The organism is Peptoclostridium sp. (assembly GCF_009881055.1).
Classification (GTDB): domain Bacteria; phylum Bacillota; class Clostridia; order Peptostreptococcales; family Peptostreptococcaceae; genus Peptoclostridium_A.
On record NZ_WXFG01000032.1, the window covers coordinates 1 to 16,055 of the forward strand.

The 16,055-nt window shown below is 42.1% G+C and carries 18 protein-coding genes and 1 riboswitch; of the genes, 10 read left to right on the forward strand and 8 right to left on the reverse strand.

What is annotated here, in order from left to right:
- Positions 1-89: 89 nt before the first annotated feature.
- The 6 genes from GT589_RS08810 to GT589_RS08835 form a co-directional block, all read right to left on the reverse strand.
- Positions 90-731, reverse strand: coding sequence for a transposase (locus tag GT589_RS08810; protein WP_293398311.1), 642 nt, complete (start codon positions 729-731; stop codon positions 90-92).
- 172 nt (positions 732-903) lie between these two features.
- Positions 904-1,311 carry an IS200/IS605 family transposase gene (gene tnpA, locus GT589_RS08815; protein ID WP_293398312.1) on the reverse strand — a complete coding sequence of 136 codons (408 nt, stop codon included), beginning with the start codon at positions 1,309-1,311 and terminating at the stop codon, positions 904-906.
- Between the two features lie 178 nt (positions 1,312-1,489).
- Complete coding sequence (locus GT589_RS08820) at positions 1,490-2,128, reverse strand: iron-sulfur cluster assembly scaffold protein (protein WP_293398313.1); 639 nt, start codon at positions 2,126-2,128, stop codon at positions 1,490-1,492.
- Positions 2,129-2,133: 5 nt separating this feature from the next.
- Positions 2,134-3,315, reverse strand: coding sequence for a cysteine desulfurase family protein (locus tag GT589_RS08825; RefSeq protein WP_293398314.1), 1,182 nt, complete (start codon positions 3,313-3,315; stop codon positions 2,134-2,136).
- A gap of 77 nt (positions 3,316-3,392) precedes the next feature.
- Positions 3,393-3,812 carry a DsrE/DsrF/DrsH-like family protein gene (locus GT589_RS08830; protein ID WP_293398315.1) on the reverse strand — a complete coding sequence of 140 codons (420 nt, stop codon included), beginning with the start codon at positions 3,810-3,812 and terminating at the stop codon, positions 3,393-3,395.
- An 11-nt stretch (positions 3,813-3,823) separates the two neighbouring features.
- A complete protein-coding gene (locus GT589_RS08835; protein ID WP_293398316.1) occupies positions 3,824-4,045 on the reverse strand; it encodes a sulfurtransferase TusA family protein in 222 nt (73 codons plus the stop codon).
- A gap of 210 nt (positions 4,046-4,255) precedes the next feature.
- A riboswitch (purine riboswitch) is annotated at positions 4,256-4,358 on the forward strand.
- Positions 4,359-4,514: 156 nt separating this feature from the next.
- Here GT589_RS08835 and GT589_RS08840 point away from each other — a divergent pair.
- The 5 genes from GT589_RS08840 to GT589_RS08860 all read left to right on the forward strand — a co-directional run bounded on the left by GT589_RS08840 (position 4,515) and on the right by GT589_RS08860 (position 9,864).
- Positions 4,515-5,084, forward strand: coding sequence for a xanthine phosphoribosyltransferase (locus GT589_RS08840; RefSeq protein WP_293398317.1), 570 nt, complete (start codon positions 4,515-4,517; stop codon positions 5,082-5,084).
- Between the two features lie 90 nt (positions 5,085-5,174).
- Entirely contained in the window at positions 5,175-6,281 is a 1,107-nt protein-coding gene (locus GT589_RS08845) for a BMP family ABC transporter substrate-binding protein (RefSeq protein ID WP_293398318.1), read from the forward strand.
- Between the two features lie 13 nt (positions 6,282-6,294).
- Positions 6,295-7,827 (forward strand): ABC transporter ATP-binding protein, encoded by a 1,533-nt coding sequence (locus GT589_RS08850; RefSeq protein ID WP_293398319.1) that lies wholly within the window; start codon positions 6,295-6,297, stop codon positions 7,825-7,827.
- Positions 7,820-8,905 carry an ABC transporter permease gene (locus tag GT589_RS08855; protein ID WP_293398320.1) on the forward strand — a complete coding sequence of 362 codons (1,086 nt, stop codon included), beginning with the start codon at positions 7,820-7,822 and terminating at the stop codon, positions 8,903-8,905. Before GT589_RS08850 ends, GT589_RS08855 begins: the two co-directional genes overlap by 8 nt.
- Before the next feature lie 26 nt (positions 8,906-8,931).
- A complete protein-coding gene (locus GT589_RS08860) occupies positions 8,932-9,864 on the forward strand; it encodes an ABC transporter permease (protein ID WP_293398321.1) in 933 nt (310 codons plus the stop codon).
- Between the two features lie 61 nt (positions 9,865-9,925).
- Here GT589_RS08860 and GT589_RS08865 read toward each other — a convergent pair whose 3' ends face one another.
- A complete protein-coding gene (locus GT589_RS08865) occupies positions 9,926-10,378 on the reverse strand; it encodes a threonine/serine exporter family protein (RefSeq protein WP_293398322.1) in 453 nt (150 codons plus the stop codon).
- Positions 10,375-11,145 (reverse strand): threonine/serine exporter family protein, encoded by a 771-nt coding sequence (locus tag GT589_RS08870; RefSeq protein WP_293398323.1) that lies wholly within the window; start codon positions 11,143-11,145, stop codon positions 10,375-10,377. Before GT589_RS08870 ends, GT589_RS08865 begins: the two co-directional genes overlap by 4 nt.
- A gap of 514 nt (positions 11,146-11,659) precedes the next feature.
- On the opposite strand from GT589_RS08870, the gene glyA reads away from it, so the two are divergent.
- From glyA to GT589_RS08895, 5 genes are all read left to right on the forward strand, one after another.
- A complete protein-coding gene (gene glyA, locus GT589_RS08875; RefSeq protein WP_293398324.1) occupies positions 11,660-12,895 on the forward strand; it encodes a serine hydroxymethyltransferase in 1,236 nt (411 codons plus the stop codon).
- Between the two features lie 286 nt (positions 12,896-13,181).
- Entirely contained in the window at positions 13,182-14,537 is a 1,356-nt protein-coding gene (locus GT589_RS08880) for a citrate/2-methylcitrate synthase (protein ID WP_293398325.1), read from the forward strand.
- 168 nt (positions 14,538-14,705) lie between these two features.
- Positions 14,706-15,125: a hypothetical protein gene (locus GT589_RS08885; protein WP_293398326.1), complete on the forward strand. Its 420-nt coding sequence runs from the start codon at positions 14,706-14,708 to the stop codon at positions 15,123-15,125.
- Positions 15,126-15,195: 70 nt separating this feature from the next.
- Entirely contained in the window at positions 15,196-15,750 is a 555-nt protein-coding gene (locus GT589_RS08890) for a Holliday junction resolvase RecU (RefSeq protein ID WP_293398327.1), read from the forward strand.
- Positions 15,751-15,812: 62 nt separating this feature from the next.
- Positions 15,813-16,043: a hypothetical protein gene (locus tag GT589_RS08895; protein ID WP_293398328.1), complete on the forward strand. Its 231-nt coding sequence runs from the start codon at positions 15,813-15,815 to the stop codon at positions 16,041-16,043.
- Positions 16,044-16,055: the final 12 nt, after the last annotated feature.

Here is a 16,055-nt window from a genome sequence, read left to right on the forward strand (position 1 = left end):
TGACTCGCCCAAAATTGGGTGTATAATGCATTTAAGGGACAGATGCTTGTTTTAAGCACCTATCCCTTAACTTATACAATAAAACTGCATCAGTTTTTAGCGTTTACACAAAATCTGAAACATACCCAGGTCTGACGTATGCCAGAAAGACTTTCCAGATTAATAGTCCTACAGTTGCTCTCGACTGCGAAATTCACTATGTTTCTGGAAATCTTATGATTTATATCTCGCATTATTCTTGACTCTTTATCATTGATTCGCTTTATAGCGTTCAGCTTTTTGGCTTTGCCTAGTGCTCTTCTAAGTTCTTTGTACTTTCTACGAAGATATTTGTTGTGTCTGCCGTTTCCGAAGAACTTGGTTTTGCCAGTAGAAGCTACTACGCCAACGGCTGGGCAGAGAATCCCTAAGTCTACACCAAGAGTTTCAATTCCTGAACATTCTGTCGGATTGTTTTCTATGGCGATTTGGGCTATCCAATGGAAGCCTTTCTTGGACACTCTGAGAGCACCTAGCTTTGAACTGCTCAGTCTTTCAAACAGCTCACTAGGTATCAGAGCTTTGACTTTAGTTTTCTTGACCTTGCCATCTACAATCATAGGAAAGGCTATTGATTTTTCTTCTACTGTGTAGTTTTGGTTGTTCCAGGATACAGTAGGCTTTTTGAATATACAGATTCCGAACTGCTTAAACTTGGTCTTTGCGTATCTAATCAGTTCGTTTTTAATCACAGAGGGGATATTTGAATCTATATGTTTTGAGGTTGCTTTAGGGAATTTGCCCTCAGTTACTGCTGTTTGAATAAGTAGATTGGCTTGGCTAATATATTCTCTAGACAGCCTAGACAATTCTATTGTTTGAGATTTAGTTGGCTTTAACTTTATCTTTACGGTTTTCACAATATCACCCCCTCTGAGAAGTCTTTTGATTTTCGATGTACTGCTTGATTACTGAAAGTGGAGCACCACCAACAGTTGATACAAAGTAGCTGTTTGTCCATAGCGTAGGAAGTTTGGTTTTGAGAAAAGGGTACTTGCTTCTCAATTCTCTTGATGTTCTACCCTTGATTAGTTTTATCAGCTTGTGTATTCCAAACTGAGGGTCTACATCCACCAATAGATGAACGTGGTCGGGCATTATCTCAAGCTCTATGAGTTCAGCTTGATTGATATTGCAGATTTCTATTATCAGCTCCTTTAAAGAGTTTGCCACATCATCAACTAAAACTTTTCTACGATACTTTGGACACCATACTACATGGTATTTGCAAGAGTATACTATATTCTTGTTTGATTTATATTTATTGTCCATACTTGTATTATGCAGAATGGTTCTATCTAATGCAAGGAGCAAAAAAAGAACGTCTTATATCCCCACGAATAAATTCGGGGGGCTTTACGGCGAATTTGGTAAGTAATTGAAGTGAACAAAACACAGGACTGTTCAAATATTTGAACAGTCCTGTGTTTTGTTGACGCAAAAATGTATTTCAATCTGTGAATTCAACTGCTACTGTTTCGATGTCCCAGAGTGTTTCAAGCTTTTCGGTGATATCCTCCCTTATGCTGTTGGCAAACTGGTGGGAGGAGGGAATAGACAATGTCACCTTGATTTTGCCGTTTCCAACCTCTATACCCTTGACAAGGTTGGTATGCATTATGTCAAGGCCTCGCTCGGGATTCATCACCTTCCTGAGGCGCTTTGACACGACCTCAATTGTTGTGGGTTCCTTTTCAGTGATTAGCCCATGCCTTTCCTCGTAATTTCTTATTGCCGAGTGGAGAGCCTCGACTGCGAGAACAGAGCAGTGAACCTTGACACTTGGAAGGCCGCCAAGTGCGTTTTCGGCATCACGCCATGAAAGTTTTTTGGCTTCCTCAATAGTTCTGTTCTTTGCCAATTCCGTAATTACAGAGGCTGTGGCTATGTTGGAGGCGCAGCCGTATGACTCGAATTTTATATCCGTTATGATTCTCGTATCAGGATCGACCTTTATGGTGAGAGAGACCATATCTCCGCACGCAGAGCTGCCTTCTGTAGCCTGGCCATCCGGATTCTCAATTCTGCCTACGTTCTTTGGATTCTTAAAATGTTCGAGCACTATATCTGTATAAGGAAACAACTTCATAATGATCACTCCTTTAAATTCATTGTTTTTCCGAGCGGGCTTATTTTCCTGAGGTTTTCAACTATTCCTGAAACTGTATCAACAAGCCTGTCGATATCCTCGAGCGCAGTATACCTGCTCAGGCTGAACCGTATAGAGCCATGCGCATTTTCGTGGCCTCCGCCTATCGCAAGTATCACATGGCTTGCTTCCAGCGATTTGCTAAAGCATGCAGAGCCTGTGCTTACGGCAAAGCCGTACATATCAAGGTGGAGAGTTATTGACTCTCCTTCGACATAGTGGAATGTTATGTTGGTGTTTTGAGGCAATCGCTTTGCAGGGTCGCCGTTAAGGCTTGTGCTTGGGATCTCGCGCAATATCCTTTCAATCAGGTGGTCCCTAAGTTCTTTGAGTTTAGTGTTTTCTTCCGCAGTAATAAGCTCTGTGGCTTTTGCAAAGCCTACTATCCCTGGTATGTTCTCTGTGCCGGCTCTCATGTTGAACTCCTGAAAACCGCCATCTATGAGTTTTTTCAGAGGAGTGTCCTTTCTGATGTAGAGGCCGCCTACACCTTTGGGACCGTGTATTGTATGTGCAGAAAAAGTCATAAGATCGATACTCAGCTGGGACAAATCTATAGGGGTCCGCATGAAGGCGTGAGTGGCATCCGTATGAAAAATCACACCTTTGTCCCTGCAGATTCCCGATAAAGCCTCAATGTTCTGAATCGTTCCTATCTCCTGGTTTGAATATTGTATGGAAACAAGTATAGTATCAGCACGTATGTTTGAAGCAAGTTCAGCTGTGTTTACAAAACCAAGCTTGTCGACGTCGAGGTATGTAACCTCGAAGCCCTCGCGCTCGAGTCTCTTGATTGTGTTGAGCACAGAAAAATCCTCGATTTTGGATGTTATGATGTGCTTGCCCTTGCTCTTGGAAAGAGCGTCTGCGACGCCCTTAATGGCTGTGTTGTCAGACTCGCTCTGGCCCGATGTGAATATGACCTCCTCCGGCAGGCATCCGATCTTTGATGCTATTATATTTCGTGAATTTTCAAGGGCCTCCTTCGCCTCTATGCCCATAGAATACGCGAATTCTGACGTTGCAACTGAATATGTTTCGAAAAAGTATGGCGTCATTGCATCGAGAACCCTTTCATCAAGCCTTGTGGCTGCCGAGTTATCAAGATAGACCTGCGTATTGAACATTTAATACCCTCCTTAAGAAAGACGATATGCCATGCACACCTAAATCGGCGCTGTAATGCTGCATGGCAGGCTTCTTGTCATATGAAAAGCGTTATTTTGGAATCTCTTGCTTCATTAATATATGTGCCTACGGATCCGTATTCATCAATAAGGTCTTCACGTATGTCTTTTTTCGAAATTCCCATTATCTCCATTGTCATATCACATGCTATTATTTTGCCGCCAAGCTCCCTAAAGTCGTTTAGGAGCCTTTCAAGCCCGGCCACGTTGGCCTTATTCATCTTGCTTTTTATCATCAGCCTTCCAAGGCCTAACATGTTCATCTTCGAAAGCGGCCCCTTTTCGAGTCCGCCTTTTTTGAGTCTCAAAAGTCCCCAGAACGTACAGAAAATCGAGCATTCCATGCCCATTGAAAGCGCTCCGTTTCCCACTATGAGAGCGCTGTAGAGCTTGTCCATATCACCGCTGTGGAGTATTATTGTAGCCTTCTCTGACATGATATCGCCTCCTAAAGTTGAATCCTTATTGTCCATACTTCGCCGTTTTCAGAAATATCAAGAAGATTAAGGTTCAGAGCCTTTATAGCCATGGGAATTTCGACCTTGGATGCAGGATGCGTTCCTGTGACTTCGATAATATCTCCTGAAGCAGCCTTTCGTATCGCTTTTCTGGTTTCGACAAGGGGGATGGGACATGTTTCCCCTCGAACATCAACATTTATAACAGCCATTATGTATGACACCTCCGTTCGCGGAATTTGGGGAGCAGGGACTTGTGTGAAAATCACCAATCTGCTTTATTTTGCTGAGCTCCTACAATATAATATATATCCAGAAAATTGAACTGCTAAATATATATTATATTTATAATATGATAAGCTTTTTTGGTTGCTTTTTCATAATGTATGGTTTAAAATTAAATAGGTTGAATGATGAATGATTAAAAATTAATATAGTTCGCCTGTATAATCACGGGGATATGGCTCGTGAGTATCTACCAGACTGCCGTAACGAGGTCTGACTACAGGTTTAGGCTTTCCAGGTCTTACATGCCAAAACTGCTTGGACTTACCGTAAATTACATGTTCAAACAGCTTTATTTTTTAATCGCATGCCGAGACACCAAGCTTTAAACCCTGTCTGTTTGCGACAGGCTTTTTTATTTTATGAGCAAATAAACCTCGAAAGGATGCTGTGCGTATGAATTTTGTAGAAGAAAAGATATTGAAGGAAGCACGCGTGGAAGACGGAGCGGTGCTCAAGGTAGACAGCTTTCTGAACCACCAGATAGATGTGGATTTTTTAAACCAGATAGGTAAACGCTTCAAGGAGCTCTTTGATGGCGAGAAGATAGACAAGATAGTTACAATCGAGGCTTCAGGTATAGCCATAGCCTGCATATGCGCTCAGTATTTCAATGTGCCTGTGGTATTTGCAAAGAAGACTGAGTCAAAGAACCTCGACAAGGAAACCTACAAAAGTCAAGTGTATTCATATACCAAGGCTAAGCACTACAACATCATGATTTCCAAGCGCTATCTGAGCGAAGGTGAGAGTGTACTTTTTGTGGACGATTTCCTTGCAAACGGTATGGCCGCAGTAGCAATAAAGGACATAATAGAACAGGCGGGAACAACACTTGCCGGAGTAGGCATTGTTATCGAAAAAGGCTTCCAGGAAGGCGGGGACGAACTCAGAGCCAAGGGCATCAATCTCAAGTCGCTTGCCATAATAGACAAGATGGATAAAGACAGCATAAGCTTCAGATGATTTGCCTGCACAAGCAGGTTTTACATAACCAAAGTTTCAAACATTAAAATAATCAAATCTATGACTTAAAAAAGCCAAGGAGGAGAAAAAATGAACAAGAAGAAAATTGTTGCACTTTTAATGTCTTTTGTAATGCTGCTTTCAGTGATTCTTACTGGGTGTTCAGGAGAAAAGAAGGCTGAGGAACCAGCTAAGTCAGATGAAAAAATGAAAGTGGGCTTCATCTATGTAGGACCTATTGGTGATGGCGGCTGGACTTACTCTCACAATGAGGGAAGGCTATACCTTGAAAAGGAACTTGGAGTTGAAACTATATACAAAGAGTCTGTTCCGGAGGGACCAGAGGTTGAGAAGATAATGAAGGATATGATAGACCAGGGCGCGAAGGTCATATTCGCAACAAGCTTTGGCTACATGGACTATGTTGAAAAAGTTGCAAAGGAATATCCGGATGTTAAGTTCATGCATTGTTCAGGTTACAAGCAAAGCGAGAACATGACTAACTACTTCGGAAGGGAATACCAGGCAAGATACCTTTCGGGTATAGTGGCAGGAATGAAGACTCAAACAGACAAGATAGGCTATGTAGCCGCATTTGAAATACCAGAGGTGGTAAGAGGAATAGACGCATTTACGCTTGGTGTAAGATCAGTTAACCCAGATGCAAAGGTAGTAGTTAGATGGACTCACACATGGTACGATCCTGTGACTGAAAAGGACGCTGCAAACTCGCTGCTTGACGAAGGCGCGGACATAATAGCTCAGCACCAGGATACAGCAGGACCGCAGCAGGCAGCACAGGAAAGAGGCGTATTCTCGATAGGTTACAATACAGACATGAAGGCAATGGCTCCGAAGGCATACCTTACAGCTCCAATATGGAACTGGGGACCATACTATGTAGAGCAGGTTAAGGCTGCAATGGATGGCACTTGGAAGAGCGACAGCTACTGGGGCGGAATGGAGACAGGAACAATACAGCTTGCTCCTATGACAGAGCTTGTGCCAGCTGAAGCAGTTGCAAAGGTTCAGGAAATAGAAGCCAAGATAAAAGATGGAAGCTTTGAGGTTTTCTCAGGACCTATAAAGGACAATGAAGGAAATCTAAAGGTTAAAGAAGGCGAGAAGCTGACAGACGAGCAAATGCTTTCTATAGATTGGTTTGTTGAAGGCGTTGAAGGCAAGATAAAAAAATAATCAGGTGATTTTAATGAATTCAAATTCTCTTATTAGAGTAGAAGGACTTACTAAACAATTCGGAACTGTAATAGCAAATTACAATGTAAGCTTAGACATAAAAGCGGGGGAAATCCACTCGCTGCTTGGAGAAAATGGAGCCGGCAAGAGTACACTAATGAGCATGCTGTCAGGGATATATTCCCCTGACAGCGGCTCTATTTATGTGGGCGAAAAACTGGTGACATTCAAGAATCCAAAGGATGCAATAGACCTGGGCATAGGAATGATCTATCAGCACTTCAAGCTGGTGGAGGTAATGAGTGCCAAGGAGAACATAATAGCCGGCCAAAAGGGCGGACTTTTTGTTGACAGCAAGGGTCTTACAAAGGAGATAGGTGAAATCTCGCAAAGGTTCAATCTCGAGATTGATCCGGACAAAAAAGTATACGAAATGTCGGTTGCCGAAAAGCAAAGACTCGAGATACTAAAGGTGCTCTACAGAGGCGCGAAGATACTCATACTCGATGAACCGACGGCTGTTCTCACACCACAGGAGACTACAAAGCTTTTCGATATAATCAGGAACATGAAAAGAGAAGGCTGTGCTGTGATAATAATCACGCACAAACTTAATGAGGTAATGGAGATAAGCGACAGGATAACGGTGCTTCGAAAGGGAGAAGTTGTGGGCACTGTGGACAAAGTCGATACTAATCCCCAAAAGCTTACTGACCTTATGGTGGGCAGGGCGGTTGAACTTTCAATAGAAAGACCCGAGGTAAAGACCTTGAAGAGGACTCTCGTGGTCAAGAACCTCAATGCTCTTGACATGCAAGGTGCCAAAGTTATGAAGGACATGTCCTTTGAACTCTACGGCGGCGAAATACTTGGAGTCGCAGGTGTTGCAGGAAGCGGCCAGAAAGAGCTTTGCGAATCAATAGCGGGAGTATATCCTGTTGAGTCAGGTCAGATAATATACGAGGAAGAAAATATAGTTGGTAAGAGTCCAAGAGATATAATAAAGATGGGTATAAGCATGAGCTTCGTGCCCGAAGACAGACTCGGCATGGGTCTGGTGGCCTCTATGGATATTGTAGACAATCTGCTTCTGAAGGAATACCACAGACAGAAAGGATTCTTCGTAAAGAGGAAACCTGTTGCTGACAAGGCGAGGGACATAGTAAGGAGACTCGATATAAGCACTCCTGGAATACACCACCCTGTAAGGCAGCTGTCAGGCGGAAACATACAAAAGGTTCTGCTCGGCAGGGAGATAGACCTTAATCCCCACCTTATTATAACAGCATATCCTGCAAGAGGCCTTGACATAGGCGCGTCATACACAGTATATGACCTGCTCAATGAGCAGAAGAAAAAGGGCGTTGCCGTACTTTTCATAGGCGAAGACCTGGATGTGCTGATGGAGCTTTGCGACAGGATAATGGTAGTATGTGGTGGAAAGATAACTGGAATAGTAGACGCCAAGACATGTACGAAAGAGGAACTGGGCCTTCTTATGGCGGGCGAGAGTATTGAAACAAAGGGAGTGGATGCGGATGCTTAGAATAATTAAAAAACCTGAGCCATCAAAACAGCAGCTTGTGGCCATAAAGATTACAGCTGTTGTTTTGGCATTTGTGGCATCTACAGTATTCATACTTTCTTTAGGCCACAATCCTTTCAGTGTATATTTTTCTATGCTCGAAGGCTGCTTCGGGTCACTTTACAGATTCAATGAGACCGTTGTAAAGACAATACCGCTTGCAATTACATCGCTTGGAATATTAGTTGCCTTCAAGATGAAGTTCTGGAACATAGGCGGCGAAGGTCAAATATTGATGGGAGCCTTTCTGGCGAGTTTTTTTGCGCTTAAATTCCCTGACATGCCAATAGGATTGCTCATACCGCTTATGATTGCAGCTGGAATGGTAGGCGGAGGAATCTGGGCTCTGATACCTGCATTTTTCAAGGCAAGACTTGGAACCAACGAGACACTGTTCACTCTTATGATGAACTATATAGCTCTGCAATGGGTAACATATCTTCAGTATGGACCTTGGAAGGATCCGAACGCACTTGGATTCCCTAAGATACCAAACTTTTCATCTAATGCCGTGCTTCCGAGTGTATTTGGTATACACGCTGGCTGGATAATATGCCTGCTGCTAATAGCAGGGGTATACGTATTTATGAAATATTCAAAGAAGGGCTTTGAGATAAGCGTAATAGGAGAAAGCGAAACAACAGCGCTGTATGCAGGCATGAATGTAAAAAAGATTACACTAATAGCCATATTCATGAGCGGCGCACTATGCGGACTTGCCGGCATGATTCAGGCTTCGGCCGTAAGCAACACGCTTTCAATAGAAGTTGCCGGCGGAGTCGGTTATACTGCAATAATTGTAGCATGGCTTTCAGGGCTTAGCGCACCTATAATTCTGTTGGTTTCGTTCTTGTTTGCAACGCTTGTTCAGGGCGGAGCTTATATACAGACGGCTTTCCAAATACCGCAGTCAGCCGCACAAATTCTCCAAGGAATGATACTTATATTTGTACTCGGAAGCGAATTCTTCTCGAAGTATAAAATCGATATAAAAAAGGAAAAATCAAACAATAACGAAGACAGCGCAAGGATTGCCTGATTTAATAAACGGAAGGAGCAAAAACTATGGCTTTGATATCTTTTCTGGCCGCAGCAGTGCAGGCTGGAATGCCTCTGTTGTTTGCCACAGTGGGAGAGATAATAACGGAGAAGTCCGGAAATCTCAACCTGGGGGTCGAAGGGCTTATGCTGCTTGGAGCTGTGGCAGGTTTTCAAGTCGGTCTTATAACTTCTAATCCATTTTTGGCTATAATCGGAGCGCTGCTTGCAGGTGCTGCAGGCGCATTTATATTTGCATTTCTTACCGTCACGCTGCGTGCCAACCAGGTTGTAACCGGACTTTCGCTTACTATTCTGGGAACTGGAGTTGCAAGCTTCACAGGGCAGTCGCTCATGGGGCAGGTTGTGCCAGAGGGAATAAGTAAATTCTTTGCAGCAGTAAACATACCGCTGCTTGGCAGCATACCATTCATTGGGCCGATGCTTTTCCAGCAGAGCATATTTGTATATATGGGGTATTTAGTAGCAATAGCTGCAGGAGTATATTTTTATAAGACAAGACTTGGCCTTAACCTTCGTGTTGTGGGAGAAAATCCGGCAGCAGCAGATGCGAGCGGAATTAACGTCACTCTCTACAAGTATGTGCACATAATAGTGGGCGGAGCTCTTTGTGCGCTTGGAGGAGCATATCTTTCGCTTGTATATATACCTTCATGGCAGGAGAATGTCACCTCGGGAAGAGGATGGATAGCAGTGGCGCTTGTAATATTCAGCATGTGGAATCCTTACAAGGCTATGCTCAGCGCAATTTTCTTTGGAGGCCTTGACATAGTAGGCTTTAGAATACAAAAGTTCGACATAGCAATATCGCAGTACATGATAGATATGCTTCCATATATAGCTACTATAGTAGTGCTAATTGCAGTATCGGCAAAAAAATCAAAGGAGAATATGGCACCTCAGAGTCTGGGAGAGCCGTATTTCAGAGAAGACAGGTAAAAACAAAATCCCTGAGCAGCTTTCGAAAGAAAACGGCTCAGGGATTTTGTTTTGCAAATTACTATTTTTCCATTGAATGCAGCATGATGTTTCTTTGGCTTTTGAAAATCTTGGCCAGTGATGAAACTATTATTATACCCATGGCAATTGCTCCGCCAGTGAGTATAGTTTCTGTTCCTATCTGTATGGCAGCAGCATAATCATTGCTTATAAGGCCTACCATTGCAAGATACATGCCGTATCCGGGAACAAGAGGAACTATGCCGGGAACTACAAAAGCAGTTACAGGTTTTTTGTCTATTCTTGCAAACAGTTCTCCCAGCAGGCCTACTGCTATGGCGCCAGCCAGGCTGGCAAACGGTGCTGCGTAACCCATGGATTTCAAAATGTAGTAGACAACCCATCCGCATCCGCCCGTAAAGCCGGCGTAAAGCAGTGAGCTTCTTGGAGCGTTGAAAAAAACGCTAAAACCCACAGTGGAAATGAAGGAAAATAAAAACTGTTTTAGTATCATATGAGCGAACCCCCCATAATACCCGTCCAAAAGCCCAGCACCGAACCTACGCCCACGGCTATTGAAACGGCAATCATTACGGCCTCGAATACCCTTGCTATGCCTGAGAGAATATCGCCCGATATTAGGTCTCTTATGCCGTTTGTCAGGGCTACTCCGGGTACAAGAGGCATGACGGCGCCTACTATTATCATGTCGAAGCTTGTACCAAGCCCCATTTTGTAAGAAAGTATGGAGCAAATTGAAATTACAACCGAGCTTGCTGTTGTGGACAGGAATTGCGTGTCGCTAAGCCTGTCTATGCTCCAGAAGACTCCTATTGATATCATGCTTATAAAAAAGGCCGCTATAAAATCGGGAAACATGCCTCCAAAGAGCAGCGTGAAAAAAGCAGAGGCAAGCCCCGTGAGCAAAAGAGTTATGACGGGATGAAACTTGGGAGTATTGTCTATCCGGTTTAGTCTCTCTACGGCATCCTCGTACGGCATATCGCCGCTTATAAAGCTCCTTGCAAAGTTGTTGACCTGGGATATCTTGTCAAGGTCAATCTTGCGATTTTTCACCCTTTTTATTATTGCAGTGGCTTCATGTGTCTTGTTATCCGATACAAACATTCCGGTCGGGGTGACGAAGGAGTTGACATCGTCGAGACCCTTGGACTTGCACATGCGTTCGATTATATCCTCGACTCTGTATGTTTCAGCGCCGCTTTTCAGCATAATCTCGCCTGAGTATATGGCTACCTGTAAAATTTCATTTTTAAGCATATCTGATTTCTCCCTGCTAAATATAAATTAAAATTAGGCTGGAGCGCTGTTGCTTGGATGCGGTGCGGAAAAAGCGCATATAAATGAATTATATTATGTAGCTTGATATATGTAAACAGGCAATGCAATCTGTCTAGCAATCAAAGAAAATGTTAGAGCGGACAACGTGCAGCGAACTATTGAAAAATAGAATAACAAGCGACATATAAAAAAATAAATACAAAAAATAATAAGTATACAGATTAAAAAACGAATATTAAGATAAATATACCATAAGAGGACTTTGCGAGTATTGTGTGCAGGCAGAGATTAGGAAGCGTCAAGAAGTAACAGTATATATTATAATATTAACAAAGCCATTTAGTATGTTACAAATAACGTTTTCACGAATAATAGTGCGCATTAATGCTAAAAAAAACGTGGCATTAATGCGAAAAGTGTATTATAATGAACGTATGTTATTTCAGCGTGGACGTGCGCTATTTTAAGAATAATTTGAAAAGGGGATAGAATTATGGATTTCACTAATTTGAAGAATGTAGACATCGATGTTTATGAGGCTCTTAAAAAAGAAATAACAAGGCAAAACACTAACATCGAACTTATTGCATCTGAAAACTTTGTTTCAGAAGCTGTAATGGAGGCAATGGGAAGCCAGTTTACAAACAAGTATGCTGAAGGATACCCTGGCAAGAGATACTACGGCGGCTGCGAAAATGTAGACGTAGTGGAATCGCTAGCAATAGACAGACTTAAAAAGCTGTTTGGTGCCGAGCACGCCAATGTTCAGCCACACTCTGGAAGCAGCGCTAATATGGGAGTATATCTTGCATTCCTAAACCACGGTGACAAGGTTATGGGTATGAACCTTTCTCAGGGAGGACACCTTACGCACGGTTCGCCTGTAAACATTTCTGGAAAATATTTCGAGTTCATACCTTACGGGGTTAGACAAGAAGATGAGCTTATAGATTATGACGAGGTTTTGGAGATAGCAAAGAGAGAAAAGCCAAAGATGATAGTTGCAGGAGCAACTGCTTATCCAAGACAGATAGATTTCAAAAGGTTCAGGGAAATAGCAGATGAGGTAGGCGCGTTGCTAATGGTTGATATGGCTCACATAGCAGGTCTTGTAGCGGCAGGACTTCATCAGAACCCATGCGAATACGCAGATGTTGTTACATCTACTACTCACAAGACTCTTAGAGGTCCAAGAGGCGGAATAATACTTTGCAAGGAAGAGCATGCCAAGACTATAGACAAGGCGATATTCCCGGGACTTCAGGGAGGACCGCTTGAGCATGTTATAGCGGCAAAGGCTGTATGCTTCAAAGAGGCACTAACTGATGGATTCAAGGAATATCAGCAGCAAGTAATAAAAAATGCAAAGGCACTAGCTAATGCTTTAACTGAAAAAGGTTTCAGAGTAGTTTCCGGAGGTACAGACAACCATCTTATACTAATAGATCTTAGAAGCCACGATATAACTGGTAAAGAGGCTGAAAAGAGACTTGATGAGGCCCATATAACTGTTAACAAAAATACAGTTCCATTTGATACTGCAAGTCCGTTTGTTACAAGCGGCATAAGAATAGGAACTCCTGCAGTGACAACAAGAGGCATGAAAGAAGGGCAAATGGAGACTATTGCAGAGGTTATAAGAATAGTTATAGATGAAAACAATATAGAGAAGGCTGCGGAAATGGTTAAAAAACTAACAAGCGATTTCCCGCTATATAAGCCACTTTAAATAATTGAGCATAAAATGCCAGATGCACAGCATCTGGCATTTTGTTTATATATCAGTACAATTGAACATTTTAGCAAATTTAACTAGTTTTTTTTGCGTAGTACTGATATAAAAACAATTATGGGACCGGAAATGTTTTTTTGCAGAATCATTTTGAAAATCCTGCAAATCAACAAAAAAATATCACACAATTCACCTTTAATGTGTTAATATATACTAAATACAAAATAATTATGAAGAATAGCTGCAGGAATAGCTGCAATGAATGCTATTGGAGGTGGATTTAATGTCAGAAGAATTTTACATGACAATTATTAACAAAATGGCTGAAGCCGTAGAAAAAACAAATCGCATACCTTCGGATTACTATGGCATGTATAATGTCAAACGTGGCCTTAGAAATGAAAATGGCACAGGGGTCCTTGTAGGTCTCACACAAGTGGGAGAAGTGCATGGATATGTTGTCGATGCAGGCGAGATTGTGCCCGACGAGGGGGCTCTTATATATAGAGGAATGGATTTGAAAGACATAGTTGAAGGCTTTCAGAAGGAAAATAGACACGGCTTTGAAGAGGTGTGCTATCTACTCCTGTTTGGTGAGCTTCCAACGCAGTCTCAGCTTGATGAATTCAAAAATCTGCTTGGAGAGTTAAGAATACTGCCAAAGAGCTTTACTGAAAATATGATTCTTAAGAATCCAAGCAAGGACATAATGAACAAGCTTCAAAGGAGCATACTCGTATCGTATTCGTACGACGACAATCCAGATGACATAAGCGTTAAAAACCTTCTAAGACAAAGCCTTGAGCTTATTGCACGATTCCCTACTATAATTGCATACGGATATCAGGCTAAGAGTCATTATCATGACAATAAGAGCCTTTTCATACATTCACCATTGCCAGAACTTGGAACAGCGGAAAACATACTTCACATGATAAGGCCGGATAATAAGTTTACTGAAAAAGAGGCGGAGCTGCTTGACCTGTCGCTCGTAATACATGCAGAGCACGGCGGAGGAAACAACTCTGCATTTGCAACGCACGTTGTTTCATCTACTGGGACAGACACTTATTCTGCCATAGCAACAGCTGTTGGCGCATTGAAGGGACCTAAGCACGGGGGGGCTAACCTGAAGGTTCTCAACATGATGAACAATATAAAGGAGAACATTTCAAACTGGAGCGATAAGGTGGAATTAAAGGACTACCTGAGAAAGATATTGAGGAAGGACGCTTTTGACAAGACAGGTCTTATATACGGCATGGGTCATGCAGTATACACTCTTTCTGACCCTAGATCAGTACTCCTTAAGCAGAAGGCCTATGAGCTTGCTGTGGAAAAGGGCAGGGAAGAAGAGTTCGCATTTTACAATAATATTGAAAAGTTAAGCGTAGAGGCATTCAAGGAACTAAAAGGCCCTGATGCCGTAATATGCGCAAATGTGGACTTCTATTCAGGTTTTGTATATGATATGCTCAACATTCCTCATGAACTCTACACTCCTCTGTTTGCAACAGCAAGAGTAAGCGGTTGGTGTGCGCATAGAATAGAGCAGGTTGTAAGCGACAATAAGATAATGAGACCGGCATACAAAAGTGTAATGGAAATGAGAGAATACGTAGAATTAGGAAAAAGATAGTATAATCCAGGCGGCTTCCCGCAGCGAAAGAGCGGGAAGCTCTTTTATTTTCATACAAAATTTCCGAATAACCCTTTTATTAATGTCCAAATTTGATATAATAAACAAGGAGAGAACAACAAGCGTAGCATTTAAAAAACAATAACTATAGTAAGGTGGGATGTATTTTTGAACTGGGATGTACTAAAAAACAAGGAGCAAAGAAATGCTCTGCTCAGGGTGGCGGCAGTCACTGCATTGTTCATTGTAATGGTAACTTTGGCAATTTACATAAAAGGCATTGGATATAAGATATTATTCGGTGTGCTGGCCGCAATAATCGCAGCTTTTCTGGCGAAGATATTCATATCCATTAAGAGGAAGAAGTTCTATATACAGGGGCAGTGCATCGCTGTCAATCCTCCAAAAGGTAAATTTAAAAAATATGAAGTATACATCAAAATTGGAAAGACTACCAAGAAGCTTTATTCTCCAAGTCAAATCAATATGAAGAAGGGCAAGCTTTATGGGATATATTTCGAAGAAAAATCAAACGATATAATCAAGTTTGAAGAGCTGGGCGTGAATCTACAAAGACCTAAAAAATAGCTCTGATGCAAGCGAACGAGGGTGCCTTAAATGGCACCTTTTATATTTGATGCAACATGATTTCGAGGGGATGATAGCATTGACGAGGTGGAAGAGCTTCGGGCATAAGGGCGACATGACTGAGAACCTTATAGAACATGTTAACAGCATATACGAAAGAAAGGGCATGGCTTTAATCACAAAGATGCCTGTGCCTGTAAAGGTGACTAAGATAGGCTCGGGCCGGATAGTAGAAGCTTATTTCGAAAAGAGGTCTACTGTAGATTACTACGGAATATGCCAGGGGCACTCAATATGTTTTGATGTAAAGGAGACCGACAGGCCATATCTGCCGCTGCAGAACATACATGACCACCAGATAGAATACATGCTCAAGTTCAAAGCACAGGGAGGATTTTCATTTGTTATATGCAACTTCAAGAAAGACGGAAGATATTTTCTCATTCCAATAGAGCTCATAGAAAGCTACTGGAGAAATGCCTCCGAAGGTGGCAGAAAATCTATACCAATGGATGCCATAGATGCCAGATATGAAATACCCTCTCAAAGCGGTCTGCCTGACTATATAGTAACGTTGGGAACATACATTAATTCAGCTGCTGATGTTTCCGGTGAGGGCTGTTAGGGTATCATCTTTAGTAATAAAATCAAACAGCTCAAAAATTAAAAAATTTAGGGAGTGATTTTATGAAAAAGGATGTCATAATCAGAATGCTGGAAAAAGAATTGGAGGATGTATTTGACAAGCACCCGAACAAATCAGAGTATATGAATGTTTTCAGGGAAAAGTGCGATGCAATATATGACGTGAAGATAAAGAAATATCAAACCGGCGAAAAAACATTCGATGAACTCAAAGAGAGCATAATGAGAGAGGAAAAGGACCTGCTCCAAAAGGAATATAACGTGGAATTTTAACAATGGCTCAGT